Raw genomic sequence first — 14,184 nt, 5'->3', positions numbered from 1 at the left:
CTCACTCGGCGCAAGCGGGCAGGCCGAAGCCAGACCAGAACACCTGGTTATCCAGCGGCGGCTTGGCCGTACCCAGCAGTGTTTCCCCGCCGGTTTCGGCCAGGATTTTGAATGTGTTAGCGGCAGCCTGTTTTTCCCGATCGCCGAAACAGATGGGGATACCCGCGCGGAAGCCGTCGCGCAACTGGGTGAAAATGGTGTCGCTTTCGGCCTTCATGCGCGGGCGCAGGCGTTCCCATTCCGTATCCGACTCCTTGAGGATTTGCTTGGCGGCGTAATCGGCGCTAAGGAAGCCTTTCACAATGTCGGGATGCCCGTTCGCCCATTTCTCGCTGAACACCCAGCCGACCAAGGGCAATTCGCTGTCGATGCCCAAACCTTTCACCACGTCCGGTACGGTGATGAATGGCTGCATCCCGGCGGCTTGCAGGCGGGCAGCGTAATGCCAGAAATTCAGCACAGCGTCGAGGTCGCCGCGTTGCATCAGCTCGTTGAGCAGCGGGGGCGCGGCGAATTGCGGTTCGGCTTCCGCCTGCAAATCCAGCCCTGCTGTTTGTTTGGCGTAGGCGCGCAGCAACAGCCAACTTTTGTCGCTAGGCCCGCCCGCCACGCCGAGCTTTTTGCCTTTCAGGTCAGCCAGCGTCTTGATACCGCTGTCGGGTTTGACCATCACTGCGCCGACTGCGTTGGAGTAGGGAAACAGGGTGTAATCCTGCCCGGCGGCACGTTGCCGGGCGACCCACACCCAGTCGGAGACGATGATGTCGACCGCGCCACCTTGCAACGCGACGGTGGAGGCATCGGCGGAAGCCAGCGGCATGATGTCGAGTTCGATGCCATTTTGTTCGTCCAGCTTGTGGTACTTGAGGGTATCCATCTCCCAATTGACGGTGCCGAATTCCAGTACGCCCACGCGCACTTTTTCCAGCGCAAATGCGGGCGAAACCAGCCCGGCCAGCAGGCTTAGCAGGGTGGCGCAACGGATCAGCCAAGGGCGTAATGAATGATGCATGATGTCCTCCTCCCCGATGACATGAATACAGTCTTGATACCGGAAAGCACGGCGGGATTCCACCCACCTTTTGCCAACCTGAAGATTACAGCGGCCTTGCCATCCAGCGTGGGCGTTCCATTAAATCAGCCACCCCATAAACTGGATACAGGCACTGCCCACAGCTTTTCCCCCATTGGTAGCGTCTCTGTCCCGTCATACAGGATTATCCCCGCTTGCAGGGATTCGCCAGCCAGGGACGCAAACCGTTTCAGCCCGCGCAGATCCTTTGCCGTCAGGGTGGCGGAGGCTTTGACTTCTATTGCTGCTACCGCGCCCGCCCGGTTTTCGACAATGAAATCCACCTCGTTTTGGTCTGCATCCCGGTAGTAGAGGATTTGATAATGATCTTCTGCCCATGTGGTGTGCTTAAGCAGTTCGGCATACACGAACGTTTCCAGCAAGGAGCCAAACAAGGTGCGGTCGCGCTTGAAAGCCTCGCCGGTCAGGCCGCGTAGCGAAGCCAGCAAACCGGAGTCCACAAATTGTAGCTTGGGGGACTTGAGGACGCGTTTGAGCCGGTTGCCTGCCCAGACCGGGACGCGCTTCAGCAGGTACATCTGCTCAAAAATACCCATGTATTTGTTGGCTGTTTTGGCATCCATGTTCATCTGCGCCCCCAATTGGCTGTAGTTGCACAGTTGCCCCGTCATTTCCGCTAATGCCCGCAAGAACAGGGGGAGCTGCCCCAGTTTGTCGATGCTGGCTATCTCCTGCACATCACGCTGGATAAGGGCGTCAAGGTATTGTTGATGCCATGCCTGACGGCGGCGTGGGGAGGCGCGCGAAAGTGCTTCGGGGTAGCCGCCCTGTAAAACCGTTTCGACCAGGGCATCACCGATGATGGGCTTAGAGGCGACGGGAATCCTGCCAGCAAAAATGGCGTCCAGCCAAAAAGTCGCCTGATGCTGACGTTCGCATTGGGCAAAGGGGTACAAGGGCAAGGTTTCCATGCGCCCCGCCAGGGAGTCGGCCACCAGCGGCAAAGTCATCAGGTTGGCCGAACCTGTCAGCAGGAAACGTCCCGGTCGGCGGTCTTCGTCCACGCTTTTTTTGATGGCCAGCAACAACTGTGGCGCACGCTGGATTTCATCAATCACGCCACGCTCAATGTTGCGGATGAAACCTACCGGGTCTTCCCGCGCCGCCAACAGTGTCAGATTATCGTCCAGTGTCAGATAGCGCATCCCGGTGCTCGCCAGATGGCGAACCAGCGTGGTTTTTCCTGCTTGCCTCGGGCCTGCGACCAATACCACCGGTGTATCTGCCAATGCTTCCTGCAAGCGAGAAACCAGTAACCTGGGGTACAGAACCGTGTTTTCCATGCGGGATACCTGTTTCGTAGGATCAGGATTATTTTAGCGTAGAATCAGGAATCATGTTGTATAAAATCAGGAATGAATTCGATCAAGCCTGCCGTGCCTTCCTCACCAACCCGCGCTGCGGGTCATACCCCCACACCGCCAGCAGGAAAAATACAATTAAAGCGCCCAGTACGGCCACCGAAGAGAGGAGGTTGAACTGGCCGTACAGGGCAAAACGGGTCATTTCCACCACATGCGTGAACGGGTTGTAGGTCGCCAGCAGATGCACGATGGTCGCGCCCGACTCCTGCAATTTCCATAATGGATACAAGGCGGTGGAAATAAAGAACATGGGAAAAATGACAAAATTCATCGTCCCGGCGAAATTTTCCAGCTGGCGGATGGAAACTGACAACAGCAGCCCCAACGCGCCCAGCATTAACCCGCCCAGCACCAGCGCGGGCAAGGCGTACAGCCAGCCCGCCCACGGAATATCGACCTTGAATACGGCGCACAGGGCAAGGAAGGCGTAAGCCTGTAATACCGACAGCACAGTCCCCGCCACCAGCTTGCTGAACAGCAAAAACCAGCGCGGTTGCGGCGCAATCAGCAACAGCCGCATCAGCCCCATTTCGCGGTCATACACCATCGCCAGCGAAGACTGCATCCCGTTGAACAGCAGCACCATCCCCAACAAGCCGGGCACGACGTAGACCTGATATTCGATGTAGGTGTCGTAAGGCGGGATGATCGACACGCCGAAAATGTTCTGGAAACCGGCGGCGAATACGATCAGCCACAAAGCCGGACGTACCAGTGCCGACAGCAAGCGTCCACGCTGATGCAGGAATTTGACGGTTTCACGCTGACAGATCGCCAGCAAAGCGGGCAGATGCCGTGTGGCCATGAACCTCCTCCCGATGGTTTTCATACTTGATACTGGAAATGGCGTGGTTACGCCACCCACCTTTTACCAACCTCAAACCGCCAGATCGTGCAGCGAAAAGCCACAGAAGGTGATGTCGTAGCCAGCAAGCCGCTGTTCCAACCGTTGCGCCTTGGTTTTGAGATGGCTGAGGCGCAGGTTGTCCGGGTTGCGTTTCACCTCGGCAATCAGGGCGGTTTTGCTGAAATCATTCACCGCCACGATGTCGATTTCATTTTTATTGCCTGCCTCCCAATAACTGCCGATCAGGTTGTACTCACCGCTGGCGGCGAGCTGTGCGCGGAACAGCTGTTCCAGCCATGTCCTGCTGTAAGTGGCGAAATCCCGCGTGATTGCCTGACAGATAAAGGCAAAGTTTTCGATTTCCACCGCGCTGCGGTAACGGTAGATAAAGCGGAACCAGAAGCTCAGGAACGCATCCTGTATGCGGTATTTGACCTGACGGCTATTGGGCGTGGCGAATACGGGCGTGATACGCTGGATAATGTCGAAATCTTCCTCCAGGCGTTTCAGGTAGGGGCCGATGGAGGTTTCCAGCACCGACTCGATTTCGCTGCGGCTGGTCTTGCCGCTGGCCAGGGTGGCGAGGATGGAAAAATAGGTGCTTTGTTCCGCGCCAAACTCTTCCGCCAGCCGGTAACGGCCTTCTTCAATCACCAGGCTGAATTCGTTGATCAGGCTTGCCCACAGATTCTGCTGCGGGTCGGTGTTCACCAGCCATTCGAGGTATTTGGGCACGCCGCCGCTGATGGTGTACCACGTCAGCAGGCTGGCCGCGCTGTAACGCCCGCTGTCGCGCAACAACTCGGCAATGTAGGCAGGTTTGAGCGGTTGCAGGTTAATGCGGTGATCAGCCCGCCCGAACAGCGGTTCCTTGCTGTCCTGGAACAGCCGGGTCATCAGCGAATACAGCGAGCCGCAGCAAATCAGGTGCAGCTTGCAACGCGCCCGGTACCGATCCCACAGGTTTTGCAGTTCGGAAAACACCGCCGGATTCACCCGCGCAATGTCCTGGAATTCATCCAGAATGAGGGTCAGCGGCTGGCTTTGCGCATATTGGAACAGGATTTCCAGCACCTCGCGCAAGCTGCGGGGCTGACCAAAAATTGGCAGGTTTAACTGGGCGCGGATTTGTTCGGTGAATTCCTCGCACAGCAGTGGCTCAGATTTGCGTGAAATGAACAGATAGAGTGCTGAATCCTGATAGGTGTGCGCCAGCAAGCCGGTTTTGCCGACACGCCGCCGCCCGACCATCAGGGTCAGGCTGGACTGGCCTTCCGCTGCCTGTTGCGACCACAAACGCAGTTGCTGTTGTTCGCTGTCACGGTTGTAGAACTTCATTTCTGATTACCGTAATAATTGTTACAGTAATAAATCTTACGTTAATTGGGCGCGAATGGACAGGGCATCAGTCACCAACCTTTCGCCAACCCCAGCTGGGTGAAACTGGTATATGCCCAAATTGGGCGCACACAGGGGTGCACCCCTACGGCTGGTTATTCACCCTGCGGGAGGGCAAGCACATGAACAAAACCCCCTGGCTGTTGTGCCTGCACTGGCTGTGGTTCGCCGGTCTGCTGGCCGTGGGTCTGGTGTTGCTGTGGGACAACGGCATATTGCGGTTCATGTTCGCCACCGACAACACCTGGCTGTCGCCGCTGATGGTGCTGCTGTTCCTGCTGAGCTGCCTGCATTGCGGCTACCGCAGCTTGTTCCTGTCGTACCAGACCCATGCACTACATGCCTGGGTAGAGGGTAAAAGGGCGGATGATGGCGTATTGATGAACCGTTACCTGCGCGAATTGCGGGCCATCCCCAATGTGCACGAAAAGCAGTTGATGGCGGAACTGCTGAGCGAGCAACTGCACGGCCAGCACCAGGTCGGCTGGTTCATCACGGGGTTGATGATCAAGCTGGGGCTGCTGGGAACCGTGGTTGGCTTCGTCATTATGCTGGGTTCGATGGGGCGTCTGGAATCGCTCGATATTGAGCAGGTGCAAACCCTGATGCAGCAAATGACGCAGGGCATGAAAATTGCCCTCAACACCACCATCATCGGGTTGGTCGGCAGCATGTTACTGGGGCTGCAATACCTGCTGCTGGATCGCACCGCTGACAAACTGGTGGTCGAGGCGGTGCACGCCAGCGAGAGCAAACTGCTGGCCGGGGTAACGCATGGCGCTGTTTAAACGACGGGGCAGTTTCGATGTCGACCCGTTTACCGACCTGCTGTTCAATGCCCTGCTGACGTTTGCCTTCCTGTTCCTCATTACCTTGTTGCTGATGCACCCGCCAGCCAAAAGCGGCATCATAGACCCCAAGGCCGAATTCATGGTCACGGTCAGCTGGCCGGACAACAGCCCCGACGACATCGACACCTGGGTGGAAGGCTCGGATGGCAAACTGGTATGGTTCAAACGCCCGCAGGATGGCCTGATGCACCTCGACCGCGACGACCGTGGTTTGGTCAACGACATGCAACTGATCGACGGCAAGGAAATCATCAACCCGCTCAATCAGGAAGTCGTCACCATTCGCGGGCGCCCGCCCGGCGAATACACCGTCAATGCGCATTACTACCGCAGCCAGACCCTACGCGCCGTGCCGGTCACGGTGTACGTGGCGGAAGTGAACCCGGTGCTGAAGGTATTGCACTACGCCACCCTCACGCTGGAACGCGCAGGCGAGGAACGCACCGCCGTGCGTTTCACCATCGCCCCCAACGGCAAAGTTACCCACATCAACACCCTACAAAAATCCATCGTGCTGGGAGGAAAACTATGACCGAAATGCTGACATTGCTGGTGTTGGCCTACATTTTCCTGCTGGCGATGCTGGTGCTGGTGGTGACACACGGGCGCTTGCACTGGCTGCTGAAGCTGGGGCTGATCGTACTGGCAGGCAGTTTTTACCTCGTCAGCTATCAGGGCTGGAAACAGGTACAGGGCTGGCCGAGCCGGGTGGAGCTGCCGGACAAGTTCCTGCTGCACGCTTCAGTGATTGAGGAGCCGGATCAGGAAGCAGGCACGAGCGGGCGGATATTCGTGTGGGCTTCCAGCCTGCAAGGCAACAAACCGGCGGATGAACCACGGGCGTATGAACTCCCCTACGACCGCGAGGTGCATTCCGCGCTGGAAGATGCCCTGCGCAACCAACGTAATGGCAACGTGCAGATTGGCACGAAAGAGGGTAACAAGGCGGCACGGGATGGCGCGCCCGTCAACGTGCGGCAGTTGGGCGAAGTGCATGACAAACTCAAGTTCAGCAACCTGCCCGACCCGGCCTTACCGGAGAAGTAAGATGCAACGCCTTATCTTCACCCTGCTCTGCCTGCCGCTGTTGTACGCCTGCGGCCACAAACCCGCCGCCGATGACCATTTCCCGCTGCAAGCAGGTTTGCGCTGGGAATATCAGGTCAGGATTGAGCAGCCGCACCGTTCCGCCAGCCGTGGACTGCTGATCCGCAATCTGGGCGAACAAACCTTCAAGGGCGCAACTGCCAGTGTGCGCCAGACCAGCGATGGCACGGATTACTACATTGCCCGCCAGACCGATGGCCTGTACCGTATCGCCAAACGCTCGGCAGTTGAACTGCAACCCCAGCCAGACCCAACGCCGCGTATGGTGTTGCCGCTGCCTGCCGCGCAATCGAAGGGCAAAACCTGGTCATCCGTCACCATGCCTTACCTGATCGAGCGGGTGTACGAGGGCGGGCACAACCTGTACGCCTCGGGGCTGCGTTTTCCCATGACCTACACGCTGGTGGGGGTAGATGAACAGGTGGAAGTACCCGCCGGTCGTTTCAGCCACTGCCTGCTGGTCGAAGGCCAGGCGGAACTGACCTTGTACGCCGACCCGCGCAAGGGCGATTCGCAGGTTCATGTCACCACCCGCGAGTGGTACGCCCCCGGCGTCGGCCTGGTCAGGCTGGAGCGCGAGGAGCCGCTGGACACGGATGTGTACAAGGGCGGCAAGATGACGCTGGAACTGGTGGAATTCGACGATTAACCCAACCTTTTTCCAACCCGTTTACCGCTATCTTGCCGCGAAGCGTTTCATTGAAAGGAGGAGATCATGAAACCCCAGCTCCCCGCCATGTATTGGCTAGCGTTCAGCCTGCTGGCCGCCAGCCCCGTTTTCGGCAAAGATACCGGCTACATCTTCATCAGCAGCGAGGACGATGATGTCGTTGCCGTGCTGGACGGCAAGACCTTTGAAAAAGTGAAGGACATCCCAACCGCTGAACGCCCGCGCCACATCCAGTTCAGCCCTGACCATTCCCTGCTGTACGTGGCGTGCGGCGATGGCGAGAGCGTCGACGTCATCGACGTGGCCAAGCTGGAAGACGTAGAGCGGATCAAGGGCATTGACGACCCGGAAGCCTTCGACCTTAGCCCCGACGGCAAGACCCTGTACATCTCGCTGGAAGACGACAGCCTGTTGGGCACGATCGATCTGGCCGAGCAGCAGCTAACCCAAACGGTTGAGGTCGGCGGCGAGCCGGAAGGCGTGCTGGTCAGCCCCGATGGCAACACCGCTTACGTCACCTCCGAATCCGCCAACAGCGTGCATGTGGTCGATATTCCCACCAATGAGTTAAAAGCCAGCATCGTGGTCGGCGAACGCCCGCGCCGTTTGGTACTAGCACCCGATGGCAAAGATCTGTGGGTCACGAGTGAACTGGACGCTTCCGCCAGCATCATCGACGTAGCCACCAATACGGTGAAGGAAACAATCACCTTCGCGCCGGAAGGTTTCCGCAAGGAAGACATTACCCCCGTCGGGATGGCCATGACCAGGGATGGCAACACCGCCTACATCACCTTGGGGCGCGCCAACCGGGTCGCGGTGGTCGATGTGCCTTCCCGCGCAGTCAAAGACTATATCTTGGTCGGCAACCGACCCTGGAACGTGGCGCTGACCAGGGATGAATCCACCCTGTTCGTCGCCAATGGCCTCAGTGATGACATCTCCATCGTGCAGACAGCCGACCACAAGGTCATCAAATCCGTACCGGTGGGGCGTGTGCCGTACATGATTGTGGTCGATGATTAAACAGGAGGGCAAACCATGCGCCGCAGCTTCCATGCCGCTTTGTTGCTCTGCCTGACCGCTTGCAGCCCTGCATGGGCGGATGATGCCTCCCCAGCATCCACTGTGCAGGTGTCTGTTTCCACTCAGGAACTGAAAACATTCACCATTGCTTATCTGGAACAAACTGACGACAAGCGCTACGACAAGCAGCGCATGGCCGCGCAATTCCTCGGCCAGCCGCTAGGCCGCCCCTATGCCGGGGCGGAAATGGCGCTGAAGGATAGCAAGTTCCACGGCCAGCCCGCAGGCGTCAGCTTCGCGCTGCAAAAAGCAGAAGGCGCAACTCCCGCCGACCTGATCAAACAGGTGGAAACCTTACAGGGGGAAGGCGTGCAGTTCATCCTGACCGACCTCGCCGCACCGATGTTGGGTGAAGTGGCGGCGGCCTTCAAGGGCAAAGACCTGATCTTTTTCAACATCTCCGCGCCTGACGACAGCCTGCGGCAGGAACAGTGTCAGTCCAACGTCTTCCACACCTTGCCCAACCACGCCATGCAAGCCGACGGGTTGGTGCAATATTTGGTTGCGCACAAGTGGAAGGCGGTGCTGGTGCTGGAAGGGCCAGCGCCCGCAGACAAATTGCTGAGCGCCGCTTTCGCCCGTTCCGCCAAACGCTATGGGCTGGAAGTCACTGACACGCGCCCGTTCGTGCTCGGCAACGACCCGCGTGAACGTGACCAGAACAACATCGCCTTGTTGAGCGGCGGCGATTACGACGTGGTGTATATCGCTGACAGTGACGGGGAATTTGCCCGCAATGCGCCTTACCAAACACTGTTGCCGCGCCCGGTAGTGGGTTCTGGCGGCCTGAATGCGCTGGCCTGGAACTGGGCGTGGAGCCGCCACGGCGCGCCGCAGGTGGAAAAGCGTTTCGGGAAACAGGCCGGTCGCCACATGGCGGATGTCGACTGGGCCGCATGGATGTCGGTCAAGGCTATCGCCACGGCGGTACAGCAAACCGCCAGCAGCGATTTCGGCAAAGTGTGGGATTACCTCATAGCGCCCGACACAACGCTGGATGGTGCCAAGGGTAATGCCAGCAGTTTCCGCCCGTGGGATCACCAGCTGCGCCAGCCGCTGCTGCTGTCCACCCAGAACTGGGTGGTGGAACGCGCGCCGCTGCAAGGTTTCCTGCACCAGACCAACAACCTCGACACGCTCGGTTTTGATGAGCGCGACAGTCATTGCAAGTTTTAAGGAGCATCCATGTCATACCGCCGTACCTTGCCACTGGCCTTGGTCGCCTGCGCGTTGTCCACTCCGGCAGCTTTCGCCGGGGATGACGATGAGGCGGGGGAAACACCACAACCGCTGAACGATTTCTTCCAGTCTGATGCCGTCTTCCCGCAGGACAAAGGGGAATGGCAGGTTTCGATCGGGGTGGATTTCAGCAAAAACGCTGAACACAAAGCCACTGAACTGACCACCGGGCTGGAATACGGCATTACCGACAGTTTCCAGGTGGAGCTTGAACATACGCCCTACATCCGCATCAAGCCCGACGCAGAGGATGAGGAAAGCCTTGACGGGCAAGGCAATACCTCGCTGGGTTTTCAGCAAAGCTGGATGAACATCGGCGGCTCGCCCAACAGCATTGCGCTGGGCTACGAGCACGAATTCGCCACTGGGGATCAAGCTGTCATTGCCGATGATGACGATGATCCGGCAGCGGGGGACGAAGTGCGCATAACATTTGCCCGCCATCTGGATAGCAACAGCATGGCGTCGTTGCAACTGGGGCGCGAGTTCAGAGAAGGCGGCAACGAGTCCTTCGCCAATCTGGCAGCATTTCAGGCAGTGGGCAGGCAGGTTTTCACTGGCGAATACAACTGGAGTAAGGAAGAAAGCTGGGTGACGCCGGGTGTGTTCTGGAAACCGGCCAAGGGGCTGGATGTGGGCGCGGCGGTTGCGTTTGGGGTGGGCGATACCGATGGGCATCGTGCTTTGCTGCGCCTGAATTACGAGTTCGACTAAATGCTATTCCAGTGGAACCGGGTTTGCCTTGCTTAATGGCAACCCCGCTTCCGCCCACCCATCCGTACCATCCTTGTACCAGTACACCTTGGTGTAGCCGTATTCGCGCACCCGCTGCGCCGTGTTCCACGACATCCAGCAATCGGCCACGCAGAAAAACACCAGGGGTTTACTTTTGTCGCCACCAGTCAGGTGTTGCAGGTTGTGTTGCAGGTAGGTTTCGATGTCCGGCTCTAGCTTGCCGTAACCGACATTGGGCAGCCACACCGCGCCCGGCAGGCTGTCGTGTTCCTCGTTGGGGAGCCATACGCTGGGGAAGCCTGTTTCCCGGCGCAGCAAAATCGCCCATACATCAATCAGGATGGGTTTTTCCTTGCGCTGCAATGCCTGCAAACCTGGCACATCCAGCATGGCCGCGTTGGGAACGCAAGCCGGGGTCGGCCCCCGGTAATGCTCCATTTTTAGCCCCGGTGGCATGTCGGGGGTGCGTTCGCAGATGGGGGCGTCTGAAGCCGGTTGACAGGCGGACAAGCCGAGGCATAGGAATGCGGGGAGGAGGCTCCGCTTCATTCCGCCTGTTTCGCCGGTTTCAGACTGTCTGTTTCCAGCGTCGGGAATAGGTGGCTCACCGAACGCTGTAATTCGCTGTGCGCCAAAGCGACGCTTTTGAAACGCTCTGGCATAGGTGTTTGCATGACTTCGTTCATATCGAGGCCATTGGCCGCACCTTCCTTGAGGGTAGTCATCAGCCATTGTAGGTAGTCGCGGGTCTGTTCAATCGGAACTTTGTCCTGAGCCACCTTGCCATGTCCCGGCACGATGACTTTGAAAGGTAAAGATTGCAGCTTTTCCAGCGATTTGAGCCAGGCATCAATATCGGCGTGCGGGGTAGTGGCAGCGCGGTTGTTGAACACCAAATCACCACTGAACAGCACGCCCGTGGTGTGGTCGAACAACGCCAGATCGCCGGGGGTATGACCACTGAGCGCAATTGTTTCCAGCTCATGGCCACCGATGGTTTCTGTACCAGCCTTCGCCTCCTTGTCGGGCAGGACGACGCTGGTGCCGCGCATCCAGTCTCCGGTCATACGGTACAGGTTGGACGTGAAGTTTTCCCCTTCCGCCTGCATCCCCTGCTTGCTGGCGGGCAAGGCGTAGCGGGGAACATTTTCATACGCCTGATTGCCGAGGAAATGATCCGGGTGATGGTGGGTCAGGTAGAGGCGGATAACTTTCTTGCCGGTCGTTTCCTCAATCAGGGCACGTTGCTGTTCGCCAAAGCGTTTGGAAGGGCCACTATCGATCACCACCACGCCGTTATCCGTCACGATGTAGCCGGTGTTGACGATGAAACCGCCATTTGTGCGCGAAAAATCTTCGGTTTTGCCTTCCAGCACATAGGTATCTGGCGCAACTGCCTGTGGTTCCAACGGGTACTGGAAGCTGTCGGCATGGGCGGCACTACACACCATGAGCAGCAGGCAAAGGATAGCTTTCCTCATTCCGTCACCTCCGCCTCAATCCGGTTGCCGTTGTTGTCATGCCCTTGCAGCTTGAAGCGGGTGTGCTGGCCAGTGTCGAGGCTCAGCATCGGGTTTTCACTGACCGGTTCGTACAGCGCCATTTCCGCCAGCACTGCACCGTTTGCATCCAGCACCCTCAGGTCTTCGATGTGGAAGGTGGGGATGCCGGAAGCCAGCCCGGTATCCATCGGATGCATCACGCGTACACGCAGGCGGTTGTTGTCGGGGCGTTGCCAAACATTGGCGGAAACATGCCCTAGGGTGCTGCTCCAGTCGCCGCTGGATGTGCCGACGCTGGGCAGGGTGCAGCCACCGCCCGAGGCATCCACCCACACGCCGCCAACATGCCAAACGCCATCCACCGTTTTCGCCGCTGCCCGCACCGGGCTGCCTTGTTGCAGTTTCATGCGGAACGACAGGCGCGCGGGAATGGCTTTGGGGATGAATTCCAGCACGCCCGGAATCGGGTTGAGGTCGGCCATGACGATGACTTGCTCTACCCCCTCCAACGCAGTGGCATCGAAGGTGACGGGGACGTTCAACGAGTCTTCTGCCGCATTAGGAGCCAACACTTGCACCTTGTCGTCAAACCGGTAATTTTCACCGTTGAGGAAACGGGCGTGCATTTCTCCCCAATGCGGCGATTTCAACGGGTCAGATTCACCCTCACCTGCCTGCGCCAATGCAGACAGAAAAAACAATACTGTCAGCATAGTGGTTGTACGCATGGAAGCCTCCTTACTGGCTGGTGGTTACATTGGACGCTTCCGCTGGTGGCTGATAGGTGAGTTTGTGTTCCTCGAAAACCTTTTTCACCGTACCATCCTTGACCAGTTCGGCCATGGCCTTGTCGACTTCCTTGCCTAGGTTGCCCTTGATGTCGGCTTTGACGGCAATACCCATGGCCCAGCTACCGCGCGCCAGACCGGGCGTCACCAGACTTTGCATCTGGATATTGGCCGGACGGGTGGCAAGGATGCCTTCCAACTCGCCACGCGGCCCCATGATGCCGGAAATTTCTCCGGATTTGAGGGCTTCGGCAGCCTTGGTCAGGTTTGCATAATGACGGACGTTTCTACTGATCGCACCCTGCATGGCCTGTAACAGGTAGAAATCGCTCAGGGTGTCGATTTCCACACCTATGGGTTCGCTCATGAAATTGGCGATGGTGGGTTGCTTGCCCACCTTGTCGGTATTGAAGGCGAACACCACCTTTTCCAGTTGGTAGGGCGCGACGAAGCTGGCTTCATCCACCTTTTTGGAAAACTCGCGGTCATACGGCATATGCAGCATTACGTCGGTAACGCCGCTGCCGAGGTAATGGCCTTTCCAGACGTTGTTGCGCAGGTCATCCTCGACGTTTTCATCCGCGCCGACCAGACGGATGTCGCTTTCCACGCCCAGCTTGTCTGCCAGTGCCCTGGCCAGATCAACATCAACGCCTGTCTGTTTGCCATCCTTCAGGTACGAATACGGCGGAAAATCCTTGTACAGGGAAACGCTCAGCGTCCCCTTAGCCTTGACATCATCCAGACTCACCGCGTGAGCGGGCAACGCCAGTATCAACATTGTCGCCGTTAAGGTCTGTAGTGTCCTGATCCACATTTCAATGCCTCCTCCTCCCAACATTATTGGCGATACCCTCCGCCAGCAGAGGGTATCTTGTGGCCTTTAATTACTTGTTTTCGGCTGTCTTGCTGTCTGCTTCTTTACTGTCTGCCGCTGCTTTGTCATCAGACTTGGCCTCATCCGTTTTGCCGTCTTCCGCCTTGGCTTCATCCTTCGGCGGTGCATCCACAGAAACAGTTTCCAGCCAGGTGCGGATGGCCCACAGACCTTCCTGCGCGATCAACCCCTCAAACTTGGGCATGTAGGTGACGCCATTGCGGATAGCACCATTGATCATGCGTTCCTTGAAAATTTCGTCGCCTTCCGCGCCCAGTGGCAGACGCTCACGCAGGTCAGGGGCGATACCGCCGGAAACCGCGTCGATGCCGTGGCAGCGCGCGCAGTTCTGGGCAAAAGCGTGGTGGCCGATTTCGGCGGCCTTTTCATTGCCGGAATAGGGGTTGGTTTCCAGCCATTCCGCTGTATTCTCGATCGGCTCCAGAGCGGATGTATCAACCGGTTGCGGCGTCACATCACCGTGCGCCCACGCCTGGGAAGCGCCAGTCAGTATCAATACAGCCATAAAGCCAGAAAAAGAATAGTTAACCGTTTGCATAATCACATACCTTCAAGTCAAAAAGCTTTGCCCCAAAAAATGGCAGGACAGCCAAACTATCCCGCCAA

The 14,184-nt window shown here is 58.0% G+C and carries 16 protein-coding genes; 7 read left to right on the top strand and 9 right to left on the bottom strand.

The window, feature by feature from the left end; genetic code table 11:
* Position 1: 1 nt before the first annotated feature.
* The 4 genes from THINI_RS11785 to THINI_RS11770 all read right to left on the bottom strand — a co-directional run bounded on the left by THINI_RS11785 (position 2) and on the right by THINI_RS11770 (position 4,642).
* Positions 2-1,012 (bottom strand): ABC transporter substrate-binding protein, encoded by a 1,011-nt coding sequence (locus THINI_RS11785; RefSeq protein WP_002708803.1) that lies wholly within the window; start codon positions 1,010-1,012, stop codon positions 2-4.
* Between the two features lie 125 nt (positions 1,013-1,137).
* Complete coding sequence (locus THINI_RS11780; protein WP_002708802.1) at positions 1,138-2,376, bottom strand: ATP-binding protein; 1,239 nt, start codon at positions 2,374-2,376, stop codon at positions 1,138-1,140.
* An 82-nt stretch (positions 2,377-2,458) separates the two neighbouring features.
* A complete protein-coding gene (locus THINI_RS11775) occupies positions 2,459-3,262 on the bottom strand; it encodes an ABC transporter permease (protein WP_002708801.1) in 804 nt (267 codons plus the stop codon).
* A 72-nt stretch (positions 3,263-3,334) separates the two neighbouring features.
* The gene (locus THINI_RS11770) at positions 3,335-4,642 is read right to left on the bottom strand and encodes an ATP-binding protein (protein ID WP_002708800.1); all 1,308 of its coding nucleotides are present in this window, start codon (positions 4,640-4,642) and stop codon (positions 3,335-3,337) included.
* 182 nt (positions 4,643-4,824) lie between these two features.
* Here THINI_RS11770 and THINI_RS11765 point away from each other — a divergent pair, with 182 nt between their 5' ends.
* The 7 genes from THINI_RS11765 to THINI_RS11735 all read left to right on the top strand — a co-directional run bounded on the left by THINI_RS11765 (position 4,825) and on the right by THINI_RS11735 (position 10,369).
* The gene (locus tag THINI_RS11765; RefSeq protein WP_002708799.1) at positions 4,825-5,490 is read left to right on the top strand and encodes a MotA/TolQ/ExbB proton channel family protein; all 666 of its coding nucleotides are present in this window, start codon (positions 4,825-4,827) and stop codon (positions 5,488-5,490) included.
* Positions 5,477-6,085 (top strand): hypothetical protein, encoded by a 609-nt coding sequence (locus tag THINI_RS11760; RefSeq protein WP_002708798.1) that lies wholly within the window; start codon positions 5,477-5,479, stop codon positions 6,083-6,085. The genes THINI_RS11765 and THINI_RS11760 overlap by 14 nt, the downstream gene beginning before the upstream one ends.
* Positions 6,082-6,600 carry a hypothetical protein gene (locus THINI_RS11755; RefSeq protein WP_002708797.1) on the top strand — a complete coding sequence of 173 codons (519 nt, stop codon included), beginning with the start codon at positions 6,082-6,084 and terminating at the stop codon, positions 6,598-6,600. The genes THINI_RS11760 and THINI_RS11755 overlap by 4 nt, the downstream gene beginning before the upstream one ends.
* 1 nt (position 6,601) lies before the next feature.
* Positions 6,602-7,309 carry a hypothetical protein gene (locus THINI_RS11750; protein ID WP_002708796.1) on the top strand — a complete coding sequence of 236 codons (708 nt, stop codon included), beginning with the start codon at positions 6,602-6,604 and terminating at the stop codon, positions 7,307-7,309.
* A gap of 66 nt (positions 7,310-7,375) precedes the next feature.
* The gene (locus THINI_RS11745) at positions 7,376-8,356 is read left to right on the top strand and encodes a PQQ-dependent catabolism-associated beta-propeller protein (RefSeq protein WP_002708795.1); all 981 of its coding nucleotides are present in this window, start codon (positions 7,376-7,378) and stop codon (positions 8,354-8,356) included.
* A 15-nt stretch (positions 8,357-8,371) separates the two neighbouring features.
* The gene (locus THINI_RS11740; protein ID WP_002708794.1) at positions 8,372-9,592 is read left to right on the top strand and encodes an ABC transporter substrate-binding protein; all 1,221 of its coding nucleotides are present in this window, start codon (positions 8,372-8,374) and stop codon (positions 9,590-9,592) included.
* A gap of 9 nt (positions 9,593-9,601) precedes the next feature.
* Positions 9,602-10,369 (top strand): hypothetical protein, encoded by a 768-nt coding sequence (locus THINI_RS11735; protein WP_002708793.1) that lies wholly within the window; start codon positions 9,602-9,604, stop codon positions 10,367-10,369.
* Positions 10,370-10,372: 3 nt separating this feature from the next.
* On the opposite strand, the gene THINI_RS11730 is transcribed toward THINI_RS11735, so the two are convergent.
* The 5 genes from THINI_RS11730 to pedF form a co-directional block, all read right to left on the bottom strand.
* Positions 10,373-10,939, bottom strand: coding sequence for a rhodanese-like domain-containing protein (locus THINI_RS11730; protein ID WP_002708792.1), 567 nt, complete (start codon positions 10,937-10,939; stop codon positions 10,373-10,375).
* Positions 10,936-11,871, bottom strand: a complete 936-nt coding sequence (locus THINI_RS11725; protein ID WP_002708791.1) for a quinoprotein relay system zinc metallohydrolase 1 — start codon at positions 11,869-11,871, stop codon at positions 10,936-10,938. Before THINI_RS11725 ends, THINI_RS11730 begins: the two co-directional genes overlap by 4 nt.
* Positions 11,868-12,620: a quinoprotein dehydrogenase-associated SoxYZ-like carrier gene (locus THINI_RS11720; protein ID WP_002708790.1), complete on the bottom strand. Its 753-nt coding sequence runs from the start codon at positions 12,618-12,620 to the stop codon at positions 11,868-11,870. Before THINI_RS11720 ends, THINI_RS11725 begins: the two co-directional genes overlap by 4 nt.
* A gap of 10 nt (positions 12,621-12,630) precedes the next feature.
* Positions 12,631-13,497, bottom strand: coding sequence for a substrate-binding periplasmic protein (locus tag THINI_RS11715; RefSeq protein WP_002708789.1), 867 nt, complete (start codon positions 13,495-13,497; stop codon positions 12,631-12,633).
* A 70-nt stretch (positions 13,498-13,567) separates the two neighbouring features.
* Positions 13,568-14,116 carry a cytochrome c-550 PedF gene (gene pedF, locus THINI_RS11710; RefSeq protein WP_002708788.1) on the bottom strand — a complete coding sequence of 183 codons (549 nt, stop codon included), beginning with the start codon at positions 14,114-14,116 and terminating at the stop codon, positions 13,568-13,570.
* Between the last annotated feature and the right edge of the window lie 68 nt (positions 14,117-14,184).

Source organism: Thiothrix nivea DSM 5205 (assembly GCF_000260135.1).
In the GTDB taxonomy this organism is placed as follows: domain Bacteria; phylum Pseudomonadota; class Gammaproteobacteria; order Thiotrichales; family Thiotrichaceae; genus Thiothrix; species Thiothrix nivea.
The sequence above is the reverse complement of the archived record's forward strand: the minus strand, read 5'-3'. Positions and strand labels throughout refer to the sequence as shown.